At 70.8% G+C, this 21,149-nt stretch carries 16 protein-coding genes and 5 tRNA genes; 11 read left to right on the top strand and 10 right to left on the bottom strand.

Going from position 1 to position 21,149, the window contains the following annotated elements; genetic code table 11:
• Positions 1–132 precede the first annotated feature (132 nt).
• From ACIQ7D_RS29375 to purM, 5 genes are all read left to right on the top strand, one after another.
• Complete coding sequence (locus ACIQ7D_RS29375; RefSeq protein ID WP_403942620.1) at positions 133–1,287, top strand: Lrp/AsnC family transcriptional regulator; 1,155 nt, start codon at positions 133–135, stop codon at positions 1,285–1,287.
• A 47-nt stretch (positions 1,288–1,334) separates the two neighbouring features.
• On the top strand, positions 1,335–2,153 hold the full coding sequence (locus tag ACIQ7D_RS29370) for a sterol carrier family protein (RefSeq protein ID WP_403942618.1): 819 nt from the start codon (positions 1,335–1,337) through the stop codon (positions 2,151–2,153).
• A gap of 61 nt (positions 2,154–2,214) precedes the next feature.
• Positions 2,215–3,138 (top strand): META domain-containing protein, encoded by a 924-nt coding sequence (locus ACIQ7D_RS29365; protein WP_403942615.1) that lies wholly within the window; start codon positions 2,215–2,217, stop codon positions 3,136–3,138.
• Between the two features lie 86 nt (positions 3,139–3,224).
• Positions 3,225–4,751 (top strand): amidophosphoribosyltransferase, encoded by a 1,527-nt coding sequence (gene purF, locus ACIQ7D_RS29360; RefSeq protein WP_403942612.1) that lies wholly within the window; start codon positions 3,225–3,227, stop codon positions 4,749–4,751.
• Positions 4,752–4,819: 68 nt separating this feature from the next.
• A complete protein-coding gene (gene purM / locus ACIQ7D_RS29355) occupies positions 4,820–5,890 on the top strand; it encodes a phosphoribosylformylglycinamidine cyclo-ligase (protein WP_403942610.1) in 1,071 nt (356 codons plus the stop codon).
• Positions 5,891–6,075: 185 nt separating this feature from the next.
• Here the strand turns inward: purM and ACIQ7D_RS29350 are convergent, their stop codons facing one another.
• Positions 6,076–6,342 carry a DUF3073 domain-containing protein gene (locus tag ACIQ7D_RS29350; RefSeq protein ID WP_403942607.1) on the bottom strand — a complete coding sequence of 89 codons (267 nt, stop codon included), beginning with the start codon at positions 6,340–6,342 and terminating at the stop codon, positions 6,076–6,078.
• A gap of 155 nt (positions 6,343–6,497) precedes the next feature.
• On the opposite strand from ACIQ7D_RS29350, the gene ACIQ7D_RS29345 reads away from it, so the two are divergent.
• A complete protein-coding gene (locus ACIQ7D_RS29345) occupies positions 6,498–6,638 on the top strand; it encodes a hypothetical protein (protein WP_403942605.1) in 141 nt (46 codons plus the stop codon).
• Between the two features lie 25 nt (positions 6,639–6,663).
• Here the strand turns inward: ACIQ7D_RS29345 and ACIQ7D_RS29340 are convergent, their stop codons facing one another.
• Positions 6,664–7,755 carry a Leu/Phe/Val dehydrogenase gene (locus tag ACIQ7D_RS29340; RefSeq protein ID WP_403942602.1) on the bottom strand — a complete coding sequence of 364 codons (1,092 nt, stop codon included), beginning with the start codon at positions 7,753–7,755 and terminating at the stop codon, positions 6,664–6,666.
• A 161-nt stretch (positions 7,756–7,916) separates the two neighbouring features.
• On the opposite strand from ACIQ7D_RS29340, the gene ACIQ7D_RS29335 reads away from it, so the two are divergent.
• Entirely contained in the window at positions 7,917–8,777 is an 861-nt protein-coding gene (locus ACIQ7D_RS29335; RefSeq protein ID WP_403942600.1) for a hypothetical protein, read from the top strand.
• Positions 8,778–9,295: 518 nt separating this feature from the next.
• The gene (bldC, locus tag ACIQ7D_RS29330) at positions 9,296–9,502 is read left to right on the top strand and encodes a developmental transcriptional regulator BldC (protein ID WP_003949541.1); all 207 of its coding nucleotides are present in this window, start codon (positions 9,296–9,298) and stop codon (positions 9,500–9,502) included.
• A gap of 488 nt (positions 9,503–9,990) precedes the next feature.
• On the opposite strand, the gene ACIQ7D_RS29325 is transcribed toward bldC, so the two are convergent.
• The 8 genes from ACIQ7D_RS29325 to ACIQ7D_RS29290 all read right to left on the bottom strand — a co-directional run bounded on the left by ACIQ7D_RS29325 (position 9,991) and on the right by ACIQ7D_RS29290 (position 17,482).
• The gene (locus ACIQ7D_RS29325; protein ID WP_403942597.1) at positions 9,991–10,242 is read right to left on the bottom strand and encodes a DUF6274 family protein; all 252 of its coding nucleotides are present in this window, start codon (positions 10,240–10,242) and stop codon (positions 9,991–9,993) included.
• A gap of 294 nt (positions 10,243–10,536) precedes the next feature.
• A tRNA-Asp gene (locus ACIQ7D_RS29320) sits at positions 10,537–10,611 on the bottom strand.
• Between the two features lie 90 nt (positions 10,612–10,701).
• Positions 10,702–14,691 (bottom strand): ATP-dependent RNA helicase HrpA, encoded by a 3,990-nt coding sequence (hrpA, locus tag ACIQ7D_RS29315; RefSeq protein ID WP_403942595.1) that lies wholly within the window; start codon positions 14,689–14,691, stop codon positions 10,702–10,704.
• Positions 14,692–14,869: 178 nt separating this feature from the next.
• Positions 14,870–14,946 (bottom strand) — tRNA-Phe (locus tag ACIQ7D_RS29310).
• A gap of 21 nt (positions 14,947–14,967) precedes the next feature.
• Positions 14,968–15,042 (bottom strand) — tRNA-Asp (locus ACIQ7D_RS29305).
• Between the two features lie 39 nt (positions 15,043–15,081).
• A tRNA-Glu gene (locus ACIQ7D_RS29300) sits at positions 15,082–15,154 on the bottom strand.
• A 125-nt stretch (positions 15,155–15,279) separates the two neighbouring features.
• Positions 15,280–16,938 carry a metallophosphoesterase gene (locus ACIQ7D_RS29295; protein WP_403942593.1) on the bottom strand — a complete coding sequence of 553 codons (1,659 nt, stop codon included), beginning with the start codon at positions 16,936–16,938 and terminating at the stop codon, positions 15,280–15,282.
• A gap of 193 nt (positions 16,939–17,131) precedes the next feature.
• Positions 17,132–17,482 (bottom strand): metallopeptidase family protein, encoded by a 351-nt coding sequence (locus ACIQ7D_RS29290; protein WP_329827578.1) that lies wholly within the window; start codon positions 17,480–17,482, stop codon positions 17,132–17,134.
• 153 nt (positions 17,483–17,635) lie between these two features.
• Here ACIQ7D_RS29290 and ACIQ7D_RS29285 point away from each other — a divergent pair, with 153 nt between their 5' ends.
• The 3 genes from ACIQ7D_RS29285 to ACIQ7D_RS29275 all read left to right on the top strand — a co-directional run bounded on the left by ACIQ7D_RS29285 (position 17,636) and on the right by ACIQ7D_RS29275 (position 20,996).
• Entirely contained in the window at positions 17,636–18,283 is a 648-nt protein-coding gene (locus ACIQ7D_RS29285; protein WP_403942591.1) for a hypothetical protein, read from the top strand.
• Between the two features lie 231 nt (positions 18,284–18,514).
• Positions 18,515–20,737: a DEAD/DEAH box helicase gene (locus tag ACIQ7D_RS29280; protein ID WP_403942589.1), complete on the top strand. Its 2,223-nt coding sequence runs from the start codon at positions 18,515–18,517 to the stop codon at positions 20,735–20,737.
• A 183-nt stretch (positions 20,738–20,920) separates the two neighbouring features.
• Positions 20,921–20,996 (top strand) — tRNA-Lys (locus ACIQ7D_RS29275).
• The last annotated feature ends 153 nt before the right edge of the window (positions 20,997–21,149 follow it).

The raw sequence follows: 21,149 nt of genomic DNA, 5'->3' as shown, positions 1-21,149 counted from the left end.
ATGGCGCATTGGTTCGCCATGAGACTCCAGAATGAAAGATTGTGTCAATGGGTGTGTGGTGTCCGGCTGTTTCGCTCTTGTAACTTCCTGATGATGAAGTGGCTCGTCAGGGGCAGCGACTAGGATCAGGAGATGCCGTCGCAGCCAGCGCCCTCCTCATCCGCCGTCTCCACCCGGCGCTCGTCGGCGCGTCCGGAGGAACGGCTCCTCGACGACGTCGATCTCGATCTCGTCGCCGCCCTCCAGCTCGCCCCGCGCACCCCGGTCAACGCCCTCGCCGACGTGCTGGACAGCTCGCCGAGCACCATCGCCCGCCGTCTCGCGCGGCTGCGCACCGAGCGGCTGCTGCGTGTGGTGGGACGGCTGGACTGGCCGCTGATCACCACCGAGAACCCCCGGCAGGTGTGGATCACCTGCGAGCCGGGCCGCTCCCAGGAGGTCGCGCGGCGCATCCTGGAACTGGCCGAGGTGCAGACCCTGCTGCTGACGACCGGCAGCGCCGACCTCTACTGCAGCGTCTACCCCCTCCTCGGGACCGACATCTTCGAGCTGCTGACCCACCGGCTGCCCGGCATCCCCGGCATCGTCTCCACCGAGTCCCAACTGGTCCTGCGCGCCTACACCATGGGCCAGAGCTGGCGGCTCCACCGGCTCGACCACGAGCAGACCGGGCGGCTGCGCGAGCACGCCGTACAGATCACCCAGGAGCGCAGGACCTCGCCCGAACAGCTCTCCGAGCTGGAGCGGCGCACGCTGGAGCTGATGGTGGACAACGGCCGGATCCCGGCCGCCGACATCGCCCGTGAGCTGGACGTCAGCCGCTCGACGGCGTACCGCACCTCGCAGGCGCTCCTGGAGTCCGGCGCCCTCTGGCCCCGGGTGGAGATCGAACCGGCCCTGCTGGGCTACCCGCTCACCGCCCTGCTCTCCCTGACGGTGCTCCCGCAGGCCATCCCCCGGCTGCTGGACACCCTGGGCGGGCACCCGTCGGCGCGTTACGTCTCGATGGTGGCCGGGTCCGCGTCGGTGATCCACCACGGGGTCTTCCGGGACGAGGAGGATCTGGCCGACTTCATCACCACGGATCTGGGCGCGTTCCCCGAGGTCACGCGGGTCAACACCTGCGTGGGGGTGCGTGTGCTGCGCCGGCACTGGACAGCGCGGGACGGGGTACGGCTCGGCGACCGGGTCGACGGCTTCCTGCGCAACTCCCCCGCACCGGTCACGAACTCCCCCGAGCGGATCCCGGAGTCCCGCGCGCGGATCCCGAACTCCCCCGCGCAGTAACGTATCCGCGCGTTCACCGGCCCGCGCGCAGGCATTAGCCTCCTGCCATGCCTTCTCCCACGCCTCCCGCCAAGAAGCGCGCCCGCAGCTACGACTCCGGCAAGATCCGGGGGGCCGTCGTGGCCCAGTTCGGACACGTCCGGGCGGCGGTCGCGGGTCTCACGCCCGACCAGCTCTCGCTGGACTGCGGACTCGGGGAGTGGAGCGTACGGGAGCTGGCCGCGCATCTGTGCATGGCCGTCGAATCCGTCAACCGCGCCATCGAGCAGGACGGGCCCGCGGGGCCGGATGCCGACCAGCCCGCCGTCTCCCTCGCCGACTGGCCCTTCGCCACCGCCGCGCGCGCGGGCGCCATCGCGGAGGGCGTCAAGGAGTACGCGGCGTCCGCGCCCCCGGACGAGCTGTTCGCCCGTACCGCCGCGCGGCTCGACACCCTGCTCCCCGGCGCGGACGACGACCGGGTGACGGCGACCCGGCTCGGACCGATGCGGCTCGGGGACTATCTCGTCACCCGGACCGTCGAGCTGATCGTCCACACCGACGACCTCAACCGGGCCACCGGGCTCGCCGTGCCGTTCGACCGGCAGGCGCTCGCCGCCTGCACCCGGGTGCTCGCCGACGCGCTCGCCGTGAAGGCGCCCGGCGCGTCGACCGAGGTACGGGTGCCGCCGTACGCCGTCGTGCAGTGCGTGGCCGGGCCGCGCCACACCCGGGGGACGCCGCCCAACGTCGTGGAGACCGATCCGCTGACCTGGATCCGGCTGGCCACCGGCCGTACGGGCTGGCGCGAGGAGGTCGACGCGGCGCGGGTCAGCGCCGGCGGGGAGCGCGCGGATCTCGGCGGTCTGCTCCCGCTGATGGGGTGAGACACGGCGGGACGCACGGGGGGAGGCGGAACCGTACCGCGCCCGCCCCCGTCCCAGCGGTATGCCGAAACAGAAGATCATCCACTCCACCCGGACCGCTCACGGCGCCCGCGTCACGCACATCGCCGCCGTCACCACCGCCGCGCTGCTCGCGCTGACCGCCTGCGGCACCGAGACCAAGGACGGATCCGGGTCAGGTGCCGGGAGCGGAACCGGTAACCGCGACGGCGGCGGGGCCGTACGCACCGAGCTGCCGCTCACCGGCGTCCACTGGCGCGTCGACAGCGTGACCAGGGACGGCGAGAAGACCGCCGCGCCCCCGGGCGCCGGCGTGGAGATCGGCTCCGACGGCCGGGCCGACGCGTCGAGCGGCTGCAACCGCGTCAGCGCGAAGGTCACCGTCAAGGGCGACACCGTCACCGTCGGCGACAAGGAGTCCACCCTGATCGGGTGCGACAAGGAGATGGACGCCTTCGAGAAGGCGCTCGACGGCGCGTTCTCCGGGAAGCTCACCGCCAGGCTCCAGGACAAGAAACTCACCCTCACCACGGCGGACGGCGACACGATCGCGCTGACCTCGGAGGAGCCCGCGCCCTTCGCCGGGACGAAATGGACGGTCGGCTCGCTCACCGGGAAGGAGACGTCGACGTCCCTGCCGAAGGGCACCGAGGGGAAAGCGTTCTTCACGTTCACCGTGAGTAAGGAAGCACAGGCGGGCAAGGACGGGGAACAGACCGGCACCGTCGAGGGCAGCCTCGGCTGCAACCGCTTCAAGGCCCCCGCCACCGTCTCCGGTACGAGCCTCACCCTCGGCCGGCTCACCGCCACCCGCATGCTCTGCCCGGGACCCGCGATGACCCTGGAACGCCAGGTGCAGAAGGTGCTGGAGGGCGAGGTCACATATGAGCTGCGCCACCGTTCCGTCACGCTCAAGTCCGCCGGAGGAGAGGGGATCGGGGCCAGTGCGACCGCCCCCGCGAAGTAACCGGGAGGCCGCCGGGAGGGCCCGCGAGGGCCCCCGCCCGTATCCCCAATTCGGACCAGTGGTCGATCTCGCCTACACTCGGTGGTGTGCCTCGTGGTGATGGACGACTCAACCACGACCTGCTCCCCGGAGAGAAAGGCCCCCAGGACGCTTGTGGCGTCTTCGGAGTCTGGGCCCCGGGTGAAGAGGTCGCCAAGCTCACCTATTTCGGACTGTATGCCCTACAGCACCGTGGACAGGAGTCCGCGGGCATCGCAGTGAGCAACGGGTCCAAGATCCTGGTTTTCAAGGACATGGGCCTCGTCTCACAGGTCTTCGACGAAACCTCGCTCAGCTCCCTCGTGGGGCATATCGCGGTGGGCCACGCCCGCTACTCCACCACCGGAGCCTCGGTGTGGGAGAACGCGCAGCCGACCTTCCGGGCCACGGCCCACGGCTCCATCGCGCTCGGCCACAACGGCAATCTGGTCAACACCGCCCAGCTCGCCGAGATGGTCGCCGACCTCCCCAAGGAGAACGGCCGGACGACGCGCGTCGCCGCCACCAACGACACCGACCTGGTCACGGCCCTGCTGGCCAGCCAGTCGGACGCCGACGGCAAGCCCCTCACGGTCGAGGAAGCCGCCGCCAGGATCCTGCCCGACGTCCAGGGCGCCTTCTCGTTCGTCTTCATGGACGAGCACACCCTCTACGCCGCCCGTGACCCGCAGGGCATCCGCCCGCTCGTCCTCGGCCGGCTGGAGCGCGGCTGGGTCGTCGCCTCGGAGGGCGCAGCCCTCGACATCTGCGGCGCGTCCTTCGTGCGGGAGATCGAGCCCGGCGAGCTGATCGCCATCGACGAGAACGGACTGCGGACCCAGCGATTCGCGGAAGCGAAGCCCAAGGGCTGCGTTTTCGAGTACGTGTACCTGGCCCGCCCGGATACGGACATCGCCGGTCGGAACGTCTATCTGTCCCGCGTCGAGATGGGCCGGAAACTGGCGAAGGAAGCCCCGGTCGAGGCGGATCTGGTCATAGCCACGCCCGAGTCAGGCACCCCCGCCGCCATCGGCTACGCGGAGGCCAGCGGCATCCCGTACGGATCCGGCCTGGTCAAGAACGCCTACGTCGGCCGGACCTTCATCCAGCCGTCCCAGACCATCCGCCAGCTCGGCATCCGGCTGAAGCTCAATCCGCTCAAGGAAGTCATCCGCGGCAAGCGCCTGGTGGTCGTCGACGACTCGATCGTCCGCGGCAACACCCAGCGCGCCCTCGTCAAGATGCTCCGCGAGGCGGGCGCCGCCGAGGTCCACATCCGGATCTCGTCCCCGCCGGTCAAGTGGCCCTGCTTCTTCGGCATCGACTTCGCCACCCGCGCGGAGCTGATCGCCAACGGCATGACGGTCGAGGAGATCGGCGTGTCCATGGGCGCCGACTCGCTCTCGTACATCTCCATCGACGGGATGATCGAGGCGACCACGATCGCCAAGCCCAACCTCTGCCGCGCGTGCTTCGACGGCGAGTACCCGATGGCCCTCCCCGACCCCGAACTGCTCGGCAAGCAGCTCCTGGAGACCGAGCTGGCGGCGGGACCGGCCGGTACCGCCGCGTCGGAAGCGCTGCGCAGGCCGTAGCGCCACCGCTCGCCCAGGCCCCGCCGATGACGTTCGACGACCTCACGACGACAGGAAAGTACCCAGCCATGTCCGAAACGACTACTGGTGCCAGCTATGCCGCCGCGGGCGTCGACATCGAAGCCGGTGACCGCGCGGTCGAGCTGATGAAGGAGTGGGTGAGGAAGACCCGGCGCCCCGAGGTCCTCGGCGGCCTCGGCGGCTTCGCCGGCCTCTTCGACGCCTCCGCCCTCAAGCGCTACGAACGCCCGCTCCTCGCCTCCGCCACCGACGGCGTCGGCACGAAGGTCGACCTCGCCCGCAAGATGGGCGTGTACGACACGATCGGCCGCGACCTCGTCGGCATGGTCGTCGACGACCTCGTCGTCTGCGGCGCCGAGCCGCTGTTCATGACCGACTACATCTGTGTCGGCAAGGTCCACCCCGAGCGGGTCGCCGCCATCGTCAAGGGCATCGCCGAAGGCTGTGTGCTGGCCGGCTGCGCCCTGGTCGGCGGCGAGACCGCCGAGCACCCCGGACTTCTCGGCGAGGACGACTTCGACGTCGCCGGCGCCGGTACGGGCGTGGTCGAGGCGGACCGGCTGCTCGGCGCGGATCGTATCCGTACGGGGGACGCGGTCATCGCGATGGCGTCCTCCGGACTTCACTCGAACGGGTACTCGCTCGTCCGCCACGTGGTCTTCGACCGGGCCGGCTGGTCGCTGGAGCGCGAGGTCCCCGAGTTCGGCCGGACGCTCGGCGAGGAGCTGCTGGAGCCCACCAAGATCTACTCGCTGGACTGCCTGGCCCTCACCAGGACGACCGAGGTGCACGCGTTCAGCCACATCACCGGCGGCGGCCTGGCGGCCAACCTCGCCCGGGTGATCCCGGACGGGCTGCACGCCACGGTGGACCGCTCGACGTGGACACCCGGCGCGGTCTTCGACGTGATCGGCACGGCGGGCCGGGTGGAGCGCCTGGAGCTGGAGAAGACGCTGAACATGGGCGTCGGCATGATGGCCGTCGTCCCGGCGGAGTCGGCCGACGCCGCGCTCACCACGCTCGCGGACCGCGGGGTGGACGCCTGGATCGCCGGAGAGATCACCGAGCGGGCGGACCACTCCACCGGAGCGGCGCTGACCGGCGACTACGCGGGCTGACGCGCCGGCCCGTGCCGGATCCGGGGGTCACCCGGCCGGCACGGGAGGGACGCGGACAGCACGGACCCGGTGACCGTACTCACTCGGTGACAGTCCCGGGTGACAGCACAGAACCCGGTCCAGGGCCGCGGGCCCCGGACCGGGCCGGATGCTGATGACGAGCTGACGCTCGGGATGTACGGACGTCAAGCGCCGCGGCGCCGCGCCGAGGGCCCGGACTCGTCGTCCTCGTCCTTGTCGTCCTTGTACGGGTCCGCGTTGTAGCGGTCCGCGTACTGTGCGTACGGGTCATCTTCCTCTTCGTCGTCCTCGAACGGCTCGCCGTTCGGCGGTTGACTTGAAGGCGATGCGCCCAGCTCGTTGGCCAGACGCGACAGGTCTGTCCCGCCGCTGTTGTACTTCAGCTGGCGGGCGACCTTCGTCTGCTTGGCCTTGGCCCGGCCGCGCCCCATGGCTCGACCCCCTCGGTGACGGGGCTCGACGGCCCCAGAGTCTTGACACGCGTTCATGAATCCGAACGAGCTCTCCGCGGAGAGGCCCGTCCGTAGGGCTTCAACGGTACCTGCTTCCGGGGCCATACGGTACGCCGCCCGCATGACGCGCCCCGGTGCGGGGTCGGCGAGACGCCCCGTCCTCGCTGGTCAGCAGCGATTTCAACCTCTTCTGGAGTGGCGACCCGCCGACCCGCGTGAGTCTGGTCTCCCCGTCCGCCGCCGCCCGCTCCCCGGACCGGATCGATCACCCCTGAACATTCAGGGGTGATCGGGCGACCCTCACCAACGACGTGCTTCGGCCATCCTGTGCTCGGCGATCCGGTCGGCCGCCGCAGCCGGCGGAACCCCGTCCTCCTTCGCACGTGCGAAGATCGAAAGAGTCGTGTCGAAGATCTTCGCTGCCTTCGCGCGGCACCGCTCGAAGTCGAATCCGTGCAGCTCGTCCGCGACCTGGATGACCCCGCCCGAGTTCACCACGTAGTCGGGCGCGTACAGGATTCTCCGGTCGGCGAGGTCCTTCTCGACGCCCGGGTGGGCGAGCTGGTTGTTGGCCGCCCCGCAGACCACCGTCGCGGTGAGCGCGGCCACGGAGGCGTCGTCCAGCGCGCCACCGAGCGCGCACGGGGCGTAGATGTCCAGGCCCTCGGTGCGGATCAGGGCCTCCGTGTCGGCCACGGCGGTGACCTGCGGGTGTGTGTCCGTCACCCGCCGTACGGATGCCTCCCGTACATCCGTGATCACGACCTCGGCGCCGTCCTGGAGCAGATGTTCCACCAGGTGGTGCCCCACCTTCCCGACGCCCGCGATCCCGACCGTGCGCCCGCGCAGCGAGGGGTCGCCCCACCGGTGCTGGGCGCTCGCCCGCATGCCCTGGAAGACCCCGAAGGCGGTGAGCACGGACGAGTCGCCGGCGCCGCCGTTCTCGGGGGAGCGCCCGGTGGTCCAGGCACAGGTGCGGGCCACGACGTCCATGTCCGCCACGTACGTACCGACGTCGCAGGCGGTGACGTACCGGCCGCCGAGCGAGGCCACGAACCGGCCGTAGGCCAGCAGCAGCGCCTCCGTCTTGATCTGCTCGGGGTCCCCGATGATCACGGCCTTGCCGCCGCCGTGGTCGAGTCCGGCGAGGGCGTTCTTGTAGGACATGCCCCGGGAGAGGTTCAGCGCGTCGGCGACGGCCTCCTCCTCGGACGCGTACGGATGGAAGCGGGTGCCGCCGAGGGCCGGGCCCAGGGCGGTCGAGTGGATCGCGATGACGGCCTTGAGGCCGCTGGCGCGGTCCTGGCAGAGCACGACCTGCTCATGGCCGCCCTGCTCCGAGCGGAAGAGGGTGTGCAGTACGTCGGTGTGCGCGCCGGAAACATCGGTCACGGTGGTGACTCCCCAGTAAGAAACGGCGTTGGCCGGCCCCTCCGATGGGTGGTGGAGCGACCGGTCGGGCAAGCAAGAGGGTAAGTCCTCGACAGGCGTGGATCAGCCGCAGTGCTGAGGATCACCCCCTCGGGGGTGACGGGCATGGGACGATGCGGCCCATGCCGGCGGTGTCTTCTGTCCCTGTCCCTTACGCGTCCTACCTGCGGGTGTACGAGCCGCTGGGGGCCTTTCCCGAACCGGAGAGGAGCCACTGGGCGCGTTACGCCAAGCGGGACCGTGTCCCCTGCGCCCAGGACGAGTTGCGGCGCTCCCTCGCGGACCTCCTGCCCACCCCTCCGGTGCCGGTTCCGGTGCACGAGAGCGGGGACGCGTTCGTCACCGAGGTCGACGGTGTGGTGTGCGTCTGTCCCTGGCGGACGCGGCTGCGCGGCTGGTTGGCGCTGGAGGAGCTGACGGAGACGCTGCCCGCGCCCCTGCTGGACGCGGTGCTGCCCCCGGTGGTGCGATTTCAGGCCACCTCGGACTACGAGCACTGGCGGGAGCGGAATCCGGACGCGCGGCCGTGGATCAGGACGGCGCTCTGGCAGGTCCCGCCGGGCTGGTTCGCGCTCTTCTCCGACGAGGAGCGGCTGTACGAGAAGGAGGGCCCCGCGGGCGAGGAGGGCGGCGAGGGGGCGCCCGTACTGCGCTACCGGACCCCGATGGTGCAGGCGAGGCGGCGGCTGGCGCGCGCGTTGAAGACGCTGCGGGAGACGCTGGACGACGGTCCGATGGTCGAGGGCCTGATCGAGGTGGGGCGGTGGCTGGAGGAGTTCCACCCGCGTTCACTGGTCGAACTGGACTACGGCGGCCTCGTCCATGTGATCTCCCGGGAGCAGTTGGCCGACGACCGCTCGGCCGCCGACGTGGCGGCGGCGGTCGCGGCGCTCAGGGACGGCGACGGCGAGGCGGCGGGAACGGCGTACGGCCGGCTCATGGAGCGCTGGCGCGCGGTACGGGAACGGCGGCACGCGAGCTGAGCCGCCCGAACGGTCGCCACGGTCATGGGAAGACCGTTGAACGGACTTGACCGGACCTTGAAACGGGCATCGGGGCAGAGGTCCCGATCCGGGCCTTTGCCCTCAAGGGTGACGGACCGCACTAACGGGGCTCTTGCGCCCATCACCCCTCCTCGTGCCAAAATAGGACAAGGAGTCCGGGGAGGGCTCCATCCGTCCAAGTGTGGGCGGAATGCTCGGCATTGCACTCTATGTAGGGGGGCCAGTGACTCCTGATCATTCTGTGACTGATCGTATCTGTGACGTGACTGTCCGCTATGGCATGGTCCATCGGCTTCCGCCGCTGATGAACACCTCAGAGGGCAATTCCATCGGTTTGGCCTACGTGGCTGGACGGATGGTGTAGTTGTAGTGCCGAGGACAAGCCGTTCGTCCTATAACCGACTCGGCCCGCGTCCGCCATTTCGGGCAACGCGGGTCAAGGTGCAGAATTTAGAGGAAAGAACCGAGATGGTTCGGTTCTCCCGAGGAGGCCGCTCATGACCGCTCGCACCCCTGATGCCGAGCCGCTGCTGACCCCGGCTGAGGTTGCCACGATGTTCCGTGTGGACCCGAAGACGGTCACACGCTGGGCAAAGGCCGGCAAGCTCACGTCCATCCGCACGCTCGGTGGGCATCGCCGGTATCGCGAGGCAGAGGTCCGCGCACTGCTTGCGGGTATTCCGCAGCAGCGCAGCGAGGCCTGAACACCCCAGTAAGGCTCATTTAGGGCTCAAACCGACCAGGGCACAGCCGGGTCCCCCATATCCGGTCGTCCCGACTCATGGCTCCACACGACGGGCACCTGCCCCAACAGGTCCCATGCCCACGCAAGACGGGTAAGTCGTCGATCGCGCCGGACTCCGCCGAGTCCGGCGCGATTTTTCTGTGCGCGGACCGTGTGGAACGAGTGGTTCCGGGGAGGGCGGGGAACGGGTGGGTGAGGGCTCCGAGGAGGAGTGCAATTGCACATATTAAATTGGTGTCCTGTAGGAAGGGTGTAAGTCCTGCTCTGTGCAGGAAGTTCTCACGTGACTCCCGTCACACCTCTCTGCTCGGCCGACGGGGTGTGAGCCGCTCGCCGGGTACGTGTCAGATCATGGTCGGCGCCTCCGGGATACGCACACCGCCACGCGGGGCGACGCGGAACGAGGCGGGACGGGCCGTCGGCCGGTGGCTGAACGGCAGTCAAACGTCAGCTCGCGCGAGGGGGTTGGTCCGCCGGTAACTTCTCCACGAGAAACCCGGCGCCCCGGAGGGCCGGGTCGAGCGCCGCCGCGGACTCGTTCACGAGCCGCTGGAGACGGTGGCAGACCGGGCAGTACCCGGTGGCGTGCGGGCGCCCCGAAGCGGCTGCCAGATGGGCGCGCAGCAGCGCACCCGTCTCGTGTTTCGTCTGCCTGGTGGGCCTGGCCCGGTCGGCCGGCCTCGCTGTCGATGCGGTCACGCACACCACCCCCGGTGCGGCCCCGGGATGCGACGGACAAGGGGCCTCCTGTTTAGGTACCCCCGGGCCGCGAACCCCGTCAAGGCGCATCGCCCCGGGCCCGGCGGATTTGGGCACGCCATTACTGCGGCGTTACCGCCGCGTCGACGGGCCTTGCCGTATGCAATGGAGTCGGACGTCCGGGCACCGGGGGGCCATGTACAGCGAGAAGGCCCGCGTCCGGGGGCGAGGCGGCCTCGCGTACGTACGCGAGAAGGCCCGCGTCCGTTTCCGGATGCGGGCCTTCTTCAACTGCGGTCCTGACGGGATTTGAACCCGCGGCCTCCACCTTGACAGGGTGGCGAGCACTCCAAACTGCTCCACAGGACCAGGTTTCGCGGCCCCGTAGTGGCGGCTGCGAAACGAGACTCTACAGCAGCTCGGAGGGTGCGGTCGAACTGGATGAGCGAGGCCCCCGCGTCACGGGGCCGCCGCGTCGATCGCCTTCACGATCCGCTTGTCCGAGACCGGCTGTGCCGTGCCCAGCGCGTGCGCGAAGTAGCTCACCCGCAGCTCCTCGATCATCCAGCGGATGTCCAGGACCTCGCGCGGCACCGGCCGCCCCCGCGGAAGCTGTTCGAGCAGCCACGCGTACTCGTCCTGCATCTCGTGGACCTTCTCCATGCGCGTCGTGTCGCGCTGGACGGCCGTGGGCATCTGCTGGAGCCTGCGGTCCACCGCCACCAGGTAGCGCATCAGGTCCGCCAGCCTGCGCAGCCCGGTGCGGGTGACGAAGCCGGCCGGTACGAGGGCCGCGAGCTGGTCCCTGACGTCCTGGACGTTCTTGACCAGCACCAGACTGTTCGTGGCCTTCAGGCGGCGCTCACAGGCCTGCCAGGCGGCCAGGATCTGCTGGACCTGGCCGACCGTCCGTACCGTCGCGTCGACGAGGTCGGCGCGCACCGTGTCGAACAGCTTGCGGAACGACTCCTCGTCCCACGCCGGGCCCCCGTGGTCCGCGATCAGCTTGTCCGCGGCGGCCGTCGCGCAGTCCTCGAAGAGCGCCTGCACCGATCCGTGCGGATTGCGGGACAGCGCCAGCTTCTGCTGGTTGGTGAGCTTGTCGGAGGCGAACTTCGCCGGGCTGACCGGGATGTTCAGCATGATCAGCCGCCGGGTGCCGGCCCACATCGCCCGCTGCTGCTCGGCCTCCGTGTCGAAGAGCCGTACGGCCACGGTCGCGCCCTCGTCGACCAGGGCCGGGTACGCCTTCACCGGCTGGCCCGCCCGCCGCGTCTCGAAGATCCGTACCAGCGTGCCGATCGTCCACTCCGTCAGACCGGTGCGCTCGATCGTCCCGCCGCCCGCCCGCTCCGCGGTGGCCGCGGCGGCCTGGGAGAGGGCCTGGCGGGCCTTGGGGCGGAGCTGGAGCCGCAGCGTCTCCAGGTCCTTCGCCTCGGCGACCTTGCGGCGCCGCTCGTCGACGATCCGGAACGTGATCTTCAGATGGTCCGGGATCCGGCTCAGGTCGAAGTCCTCGGCCGTGACCGGCACCCCGACCATCCGCTGGAGTTCGCGCGCCAGCGTGACCGGCAGCGGCTCCTGGAGCGGCACGGCGCGGTCCAGGAAGGCCGCGGCGTAGTTCGGTGCGGGCACGTAGTGACGGCGTACGGGCTTGGGCAGTGACCGGATCAGCTCCACGACCACCTCCTCGCGCAGCCCGGGGATCTGCCAGTCGAAGCCCTCGGCGGTGACCTGGTTGAGGACCTGGAGGGGGACGTGGACGGTGACGCCGTCCGCGTCCGTGCCCGGCTCGAACTGGTACGTCACCCGGAACTTGAGCGGCCCCTGGCGCCAGGAGTCCGGGTAGTCGTCCTTGGTGACCGAGCCGGCCTTCTCGTTGATGAGCATCGAGCGCTCGAAGTCGAGCAGCTCCGGCTCCTCGCGCCGCTTCGCCTTCCACCAGGAGTCGAAGTGCGCCCCGGAGACCACGTCCTCCGGCACCCGCCGGTCGTAGAAGTCGTACAGCGTCTCGTCGTCCACGAGGATGTCGCGGCGCCGGGCACGGTGCTCCAACTCCTCGACCTCGCCGAGCAGTTTGCGATTGTCATGGAAGAACTGGTGGTGCGTACGCCAGTCGCCCTCGACCAGCGCGTGGCGGATGAACAGCTCCCGCGACGCCTCGGTGTCGATCCGGCCGAAATTCACCTTGCGCCGGGCGACGATCGGAACCCCGTACAGCGTGACCTTCTCGTACGCCATGACGGCCGCCGCGTCCTTCTCCCAGTGCGGCTCGCTGTACGTCCGCTTGAGGAGATGGCCGGCCAGCGGTTCGATCCACTCGGGCTCGATCCGCGCGTTGACGCGGGCCCAGAGCCGGGAGGTCTCCACCAGCTCGGCGGACATGATGAAGCGCGGCGGCTTCTTGAAGAGGGCCGAGCCGGGGAAGACCGCGAACTTCGCGCTGCGGGCTCCTAGATACTCGTTCCTGCCGCCGTCCTTCCGCGCGCCGTCCTTGCCGTCCCTCCCGCCGTCCTTCTTCGGGGTGTCCTTCTCCTTCACGTCCTTCATACCGATGTGCGACAGCAGGCCCGCGAGGAGGGAGACATGGACGGACTGCTCCGCCGCGTCCTCCTCGTTGAGGTGGATGCCCATCTGCCGGGCGACCGTACGGAGCTGGGAGTAGATGTCCTGCCACTCACGGATCCGCAGGAAGTTCAGGTACTCCGACTTGCACATCCGGCGGAACGCGGAGGAGGAGAGCGCCTTCTGCTGCTCCCGTACGTACCGCCAGAGGTTCAGGAAGGCGAGGAAGTCGGAGGTCTCGTCCTTGAAGCGGGCGTGCTGCTGGTCGGCCTGCGCCTGCTTCTCCGAGGGGCGCTCGCGCGGGTCCTGGATGGAGAGCGCGGCGGCGATCACCATCACCTCCCGTACGCAGCCGTTGCGGTCCGCCTCGATGACCATCCGGGCGAGCCGCGGGTCCACGGGGAGCTGCGAGAGCTTGCGGCCGAGCGGGGTGAGCCGCTTGGCGGGCCCCTTCTCGCCCATGTCGAAGGCGCCCAGCTCCTGGAGGAGTTGCACACCGTCGCGGATGTTGCGGTGGTCCGGCGGATCGATGAAGGGGAACTTCTCGATGTCACCGAGGCCGGCCGCGGTCATCTGGAGGATGACGGACGCCAGGTTCGTCCGCAGGATCTCCGCGTCCGTGAACTCCGGGCGGGACTCGAAGTCCTCCTCGGAGTAGAGCCGGATACAGACCCCGTCCGAGGTACGGCCGCAGCGGCCCTTGCGCTGGTTGGCGCTGGCCTGGGAGATCTTCTCGATCGGCAGCCGCTGGACCTTGGTGCGGTGGCTGTAGCGGGAGATCCGGGCGTTGCCCGGGTCGATCACGTACTTGATCCCGGGGACGGTCAGCGAGGTCTCGGCGACATTCGTCGCGAGGACGATCCGGCGGCCGCTGTGGCGCTGGAACACCCGGTTCTGCTCGGCGTGCGAGAGCCGGGCGTAGAGGGGGAGGACCTCGGTGTCGCGGTGCGGGAGCTTCTGGAGCGCCTCGGCGGTGTCGCGGATCTCCCGCTCGCCGGAGAGGAAGACCAGGACGTCGCCGGGCTCCTCGTGCTGAAGCTCCTCCACGGCGTCGGCGATCGCGGTGATCTGGTCGCGGTCGCGCTCCGAGCTGTCGTCCTCCAGGAGCGGGCGGTAGCGGACCTCGACCGGGTACGTACGGCCCGAGACCTCGACGATGGGCGCGTCCCCGAAGTGCCGGGAGAAACGTTCCGGGTCGATGGTCGCGGAGGTGATGACGACCTTGAGGTCGGGGCGTCTGGGCAGGAGCTGGGCGAGATAGCCGAGCAGGAAGTCGATGTTGAGGCTGCGCTCGTGGGCCTCGTCGATGATGAGCGTGTCGTACGCGAGCAGTTCGCGGTCCGTCTGGATCTCCGCGAGCAGGATGCCGTCCGTCATCAGTTTGACGAAGGTCGCGTCCTGGTTGACCTGGTCGGTGAAGCGGACCTTCCAGCCGACCGCCTCGCCCAGCGGGGTGTCCAGTTCCTCGGCGACGCGCTCCGCGACCGTACGGGCGGCGATCCGGCGCGGCTGGGTGTGCCCGATCATGCCGCGGACGCCACGGCCCAGCTCCAGACAGATCTTGGGGATCTGGGTCGTCTTGCCCGACCCGGTCTCCCCGGCGACGATCACGACCTGGTGGTCGCGTATCGCCTCCAGGATCGTGTCCTTCTTCTGGCTGACGGGCAACTGCTCGGGGTACGAGACGCCGGGCACCCGCCCCGCGCGCAGCCGGGTCCGCTCGGCGGCCTTCCCGGCCTGACCTGCGATGTCGTCGAGCACGGCCTGTCGCGCTTCGGGCTTATGGATGCGCCGTGCGCCTTCGAGACGGCGGCCGAGCCGCTGCGCGTCGCGCAGCGGGACGTCGGCCAGCAGGGTCTGGAGGTCGGCGAAGGAAGTAGACATACCGAAACCAGGATCTCACCCGGGCCGACGGGGAGGCGAACGAATTCGTCGCGGGCGCGCGGGGGCCGCAGTGGCGGCACCGTACGACAGTACGAGACGACCGTATGAGACAACCGTACGAGAGACGCGAGAACCCCCGCCGGATCTCCCGGGCGGGGGTTCGTGCCCTTGCGGGCGGTGGTGGCTGGGGCCGGGATCGAACCGGCGACCTATCGCTTTTCAGGCGATCGCTCGTACCAACTGAGCTACCCAGCCACGCAGCCTCGCGGCTGCAAGCGGTCCTGACGGGATTTGAACCCGCGGCCTCCACCTTGACAGGGTGGCGAGCACTCCAAACTGCTCCACAGGACCAAGCAATGTGCGAGCACTAGTCTCGCACACAGTGTTGCGTGCCCCCAACGGGATTCGAACCCGTGCTACCGCCTTGAAAGGGCGGCGTCCTGGGCCACTAGACGATGAGGGCTAAGGGCCCGCCTGGGCGCTTTGCAGCGCGTCGGGGACGTCCGCAGCATATGCGATGCGAGGAGCTATCGCCAAAACGGTTTACGGGCCCCGGGAAGCGGTCCCGCCAGGTCCTCCCCCGGCCGGTCAGGGCTCGGGTTCGGGAAGCGCCGGCGACGGCCCCGAGGAGGAGCCGGAGGCCGGGGCCGAGGGGGAGGCGGTGGACGCGGTGCCGGAAGGATCCGTACCGGGTGCCGAGCCGGGTTCCGTACCCGGCTCGGCACCGGGTCTGCCCGCCTCCTCCGGGAGATGACGGCTGACCTCCGCCGTCGTCAGCCCGAGACCGCCCAGCGTGATCTCGTCCCACGCCTGGAGCCGCTTGGTCGTCCGGTCCAGGTAGAGCACGGAGGCGCGGACCTTCTCCGGCTTCTGGTTCTGGAGCGCGCGCAGCCCGCCGCCGCCCGTCGACCCCTCGATCTTCAGCCGGGTGCCGTACGGCATCACCTCGGTCTTGCGCTGGTGCACATGGCCCGCCAGGACGAGCGGTACCACCCCGTCCGTCTGCCGGGCGGCCAGCGGGTCGTGCGTGACCGCGACGTCCACCGGCGTGCCGGCCCGCTCCTGGTCGCGCAGGGCCGACGCGAGCTGGATGCCCGCCATGCGTTCGGCCGGGTCGCCGGCGGCCTTCCTGGAGCGGTCCGGGGTGAACTGCGGGTCGCCCGTGCCCGCGATCCGGATCCCGCCGACGCTCACGGCCCGGCCGTCGTCCAGGACGTGCACGTTCCGCATGCGCTCCAGATACTCCTGGGTGACGTCCGAGTCATGGTTGCCGCGAACCCAGACATAGGGGACGCCGAGGTCGGCGATCGGGTCGAGGAAGGTGTTCTCGGCGGAGGCGCCGTGGTCCATCGTGTCGCCCGAGTCGACGATGACGTCGATCCCGTACTGCTCCACGAGCGAGCCGATGATGTGCCAGGCCGCCGGGTTGAGATGGATGTCCGAGACGTGCAGGACGCGGAGGGTGGCCGGGTCGGGCTGGAAGGTGGGGAGCGTGGAGGTGGCGTCGTACAGCTTGGTCACATTGGTGACCAGCCGCGCCAGCTCCTTCTGGTAGACGTCGAAGTCGCTGACGATCGAGCGGGCGTTGCCGACGACCTGGGGCGCGGACGAGAGCAGCCCGGAGAACTTCGGCTCCAGCACCGACTGGGGGTTCCAGGTGGCGTACGCGCCGACGGCGGAGGCGCCCAGCAGCGAGAACGCGAGGCCACCGGCGGCGAGAGCGCGGCGCGGGCGGCGGTAGACGGCCAGCCCGAGGGCGGTCGCCCCGGACACGACGGCGACGACGGAGCGTACGGCCAGCTCCGTGGTGCCGGACTTGACGTCGCGGCTGATCTCGCTCTGGAGCCCGGAGAGCCGTTCCGGGTGCTCCACGAGGGCGGTGGAGCGGACCGGGTCGAGCTGGTCGACGTCCACGTCCAGCCGTACGGGACCGGTGTGCGTGCCCAGCTCCAGCGCGCCCAGCGGCGAGACATTGATCTTCGTGCCGCCGGCGAGGGAGGGGCGCAGCGTCATCCGGGTGTCCATCGGGCCGACCGGCGTCCGTACGCTCCCGACGATCAGCAGCCCGAGCCAGGCGCCGAGCAGGACGACGGCGGTCAGACCGAGCGCGCGGGTGACCGGGTGCGGGGGGTGGACCTGGACGAGGGCGCTGGTGGGGGCGGTGCGGCGGGCGCGGAGATGACCCATGACGGCGGTGAGCCGGGTGCGGAGGGCACGGAAGGGGAAGCGCGGGACATCACGGGCCATTGGGCGCGTATGCCCGGAGCGGTCGTCCGCCATGCCTGGCCGCCGCCAAGAGGAGTAGTCGGCGTACGGGGCGGGGGCGGGCCCGTACGGGTGAGGAGGCCGGGGCGGTGGGGGCGGTCGGGGGCGTACGCGGGCGGGTGCCGGGGGTGTTGTCGGGCTGTCGTCGGGGCGCCGCCCGGCCGCTGGTGTGTCGTCAGCCCCAGCCGAGTTCGTGCAGCCGGTCGTCGTCGATGCCGAAATGGTGGGCGATCTCGTGGACGACGGTCACGGACACCTCGTGGACGACGTCCTCCGGGCTCTCGCAGTACCGCAGGGTCGGGCCCATGTAGATGGAGATGCGGTCGGGCAGGACACCGGCGTACCACTCGCCCCGGTCGGTGAGCGGCGTCCCCTCGTACAGCCCGAGGAGTTCGGGGTCGGAGGGGTCCGGCTCGTCCTCGACGAAGACGGCGACGTTGTCCATGACCCTGGTCAGCTCCGGGGGGATCTGATCGAGGGCCTGGCTCACCAGTTCTTCGAAGGTCTCGCGTGTCATCTCCAGCACAGGGCCATTGTCCGGCAGATCCGGCCCCCGGCAAGATCGTCGGCGCCTCGGTACGCCCCGGGCGTGTCCCCGGCGGCGAAAAGGGAGTTGGGCAGGACGATCCGTCCCCGCCGGCGGCGGGAGCCCCGTCGCCACGCCCCGGAGGTGCCGCTCGTGCGCCAGTTGTCCGCCCCAGGCCGTCTCGCCGTCTGGATCGTCACATCCGTGGCGGCCCTGACCTCCGCGGGCTGTATGAGCGTCGGCGACGACGCGGGGAGCCCGGCCCCCTCGCGCCCGGCGGACCGTACCGGCGCCGCCGCGGAACCCGACGGCGGTACGGGGGCCGCGGCCGGGGTCGGCGGTTCCGACGCCTGGCCGGGCCATACGGAGAAGAGCGCCGGCGGCACGGCGCACGCCGGGGTGGACGGCGACGCGGGGCCCGACGGCAAGGGCGGCGCCGGGGACGGGGGCGCGGCGGCGGAGCCGGGCAAGGGGGCCTCGCCGGCGGCCGGTTCCTCGGACGCGCCGTCGCCCAGGCCGTCCACGGGCGCCCGGCCGCAGCCGGGGAACGGGAAGCCGACCGGGCCGGGCAGCGAGCCCGTACCGACCAGGGAGCCCACCCGCTCGGCTCCGCCGCCGGTCCAGCAGCCCCCGCAGACGCCCCCGCCGGTGGACCCGGACCCCGAGCCGGAGCCGACGAAGCCGCAGGAGCCGCCGTCCGCGTCGCCCGCGGCGGAGATGCGGATGGGCGCGATGGCGCTGGCGGACGGGGCGGGGATGATGAAGGAGCCGTCGGCGTCCGCGCGGCCGGGACCGGCGTGACGCGCGTCTCTTTCCGCGCCTTCCCGCCGTAGGAGCGGGGGGCCGGTTTGCCTCAGCGGGGGGTAGGTGCGTATGGTAGTAGATCGTTTGATCATTGCCCGGCGCCGACACAGAAGAGCGCCGCGTGGCGCGTACTCTCCCTTGCCGTGGCTGACCGCATTGAGGCGGTCGATTTGCGAATCTCACGGAGTTTGGGCGCGTGCCGAGACTCCGGAAGGTTTCGCATTTCGCATGTCCATTTCCAGTACTGACCACACCGTCATGCCCGAGAACGCCGAGGCCGTAGAGGCCATGGTGACCGCCGATGTGGCGGAGATCACCGAGGCGCCCGAGGCCGCTGAGACGGTGGAGGCAACCAAGGCCCCCGAGGCCGCTGAATCCCCCGAGACGCCCGAGGCGTCCGAGGCCGGCGTGACCGACACGGTCACCACGACCGACACGGCCGACGAGACCGACGAGACGTCAAAGGCCGCCCCCGGCCTCACCTTCGGCGACCTGGGCCTGCCCGACGGCATCGTCCGCAAGCTCACGCAGAACGGCGTCACCGCCCCCTTCCCGATCCAGGCCGCGACCATCCCGGACGCCCTGGCCGGCAAGGACATCCTGGGCCGCGGCCGTACCGGCTCCGGCAAGACGCTCTCCTTCGGTCTGCCGCTGCTCGCCACGCTGGCGGGCGGCCACACCGAGAAGAAGAAGCCCCGCGGCGTCATCCTCACCCCGACCCGCGAGCTGGCGATGCAGGTCGCGGACGCGCTCCAGCCGTACGGCGACGTGCTCGGCCTGAAGATGAAGGTCGTCTGCGGCGGTACGTCGATGAGCAACCAGATCTACGCCCTGGAGCGCGGCGTCGACATCCTCGTCGCCACCCCGGGCCGGCTGCGCGACCTGATCAACCGCCGCGCGTGCTCGCTCGACCAGATCCAGATCGCGATCCTCGACGAGGCCGACCAGATGTCGGACCTGGGCTTCATGCCCGAGGTCACCGAACTGCTCGACCTGGTGCCGGCCGGCGGCCAGCGCATGCTCTTCTCCGCCACGATGGAGAACGAGATCAGCTCGCTGGTCAAGCGCTACCTGACCGACCCGGTCAGCCACGAGGTCGACAGCGCCCAGGGCAACGTCACGACGATGACGCACCACGTGCTCGTCGTGAAGCCCAAGGACAAGGCCCCCGTCACCGCGGCGATCGCCGCCCGCAAGGGCCGCACGATCATCTTCGTACGGACGCAGCTCGGCGCGGACCGGATCGCCGAACAGCTCCGCGACTCGGGCGTGAAGGCCGACGCGCTGCACGGCGGTATGACGCAGGGCGCGCGGACGCGGACGCTGGCCGACTTCAAGGACGGTCACGTCAACGCGCTCGTCGCCACCGACGTCGCCGCCCGCGGTATCCACGTGGACGGCATCGACCTGGTGCTCAACGTGGACCCGGCCGGGGACCACAAGGACTACCTGCACCGCTCGGGCCGTACGGCGCGCGCCGGCAAGTCCGGTGTCGTCGTCTCGCTGGCGCTGCCGCACCAGCGCCGGCAGATCTTCCGGCTGATGGAGGACGCGGGCGTCGACGCCTCGCGCCACATGGTCGGCGGCGCCGGCGCGTTCGACCCGGAGGTCGCCGAGATCACCGGCGCCCGTTCGCTCACCGAGGTCCAGGCGGACTCCGCGAACAACGCGGCCAAGCAGGCCGAGCGCGAGGCCGCCGACCTGACCAAGCAGTTGGAGCGCGCCCAGCGCCGCGCCACCGAGCTGCGCGAGGAGGCCGGCCGGCTGGTCGCCCGCGCCGCGCGCGAGCGGGGCGAGGACCCTGAGGCCGCGGTCGCCGCGGTGACGGCCGAGGCCGAGCGCGCGGTCGAGGAGGCCGCCAAGGCAGCCTCCGTACCGCAGCAGGCGGCGCCGCGCGACGACCGCGGCAACTTCGGCCGCCGGGACGACCGGGGCGAGCGCAGCGGCCGGGGCGGCGCGCGGGGCTACACGCCGCGCGACGACCGCGGCGGCGACCGTGGTGACCGCGGTGGCTTCCAGCGCCGTGACGACCGCCCGGCGGGCGGCGGCTTCCGCCGCGACGACCGCAGGGACGACCGGGGCGGCGACCGTGGTGGCTTCCAGCGCCGCGACGACCGTCGTGACGACCGCGGCGGCTTCAACCGCGAGCGCGGCGGCGAGCAGCGGGGCGGCTTCAACCGTGACCGTGGCGCGGACCGCCGTGACGACCGCGGCGGCGACCGCCGTGACGACCGTGGCGCCCGTCCCTTCGAGCGCCGGGACCACCGGGGCGGCAGCGACCGCCCGTTCAACCGCGACCGCCGCGACGACCGCCCCTCCGGCGGCTTCCGCTCCGGCGGCCACGACCGCCCGGCCACCCGTCGCGACGACCACCGGGGCGGCACGACGGGCACCGGCACCGGCTCCTTCGGCCGCCGCGACGACAAGCCCCGCTGGAAGCGCAACGGCTGACCGCCCCCGCACCTGACAGCCCACCAGGGCCCGCGCCCCACCCTCAGGGTGGCCGGCACGGGCCCTGGTGCGTTGCCGGCCTTCTCCCCCGAGGCCACCCTCCGGGCGCCACGCGACATCCCCAGGGGGATACCCGATCGGCGCACGCCCCCGGGCGGGCTATGCTCGTGTGTGTTGCGTCGAGGGCCGTTAGCTCAATTGGCAGAGCAGCGGACTTTTAATCCGTTGGTTGTGGGTTCGAGTCCCACACGGCCTACCACCTCAGCCCCAGGTCAGGAGGATTCTCCGATCTGGGGCTGACTTTTGTTCGGGTTCATTTCGGACGCCCGCTCCACCGATGCTCAATCGAAGTGCTAACGATCACGCCTCGGCCGCCCTCCTCGCGCCCGGAAGCTTCCCGCTGCCGGGAGGC

The organism is Streptomyces sp. NPDC096310 (genome assembly GCF_044763125.1).
Classification (GTDB): Bacteria; Actinomycetota; Actinomycetes; order Streptomycetales; family Streptomycetaceae; genus Streptomyces.
The sequence above is the reverse complement of the archived record's forward strand: the minus strand, read 5'-3'. Positions and strand labels throughout refer to the sequence as shown.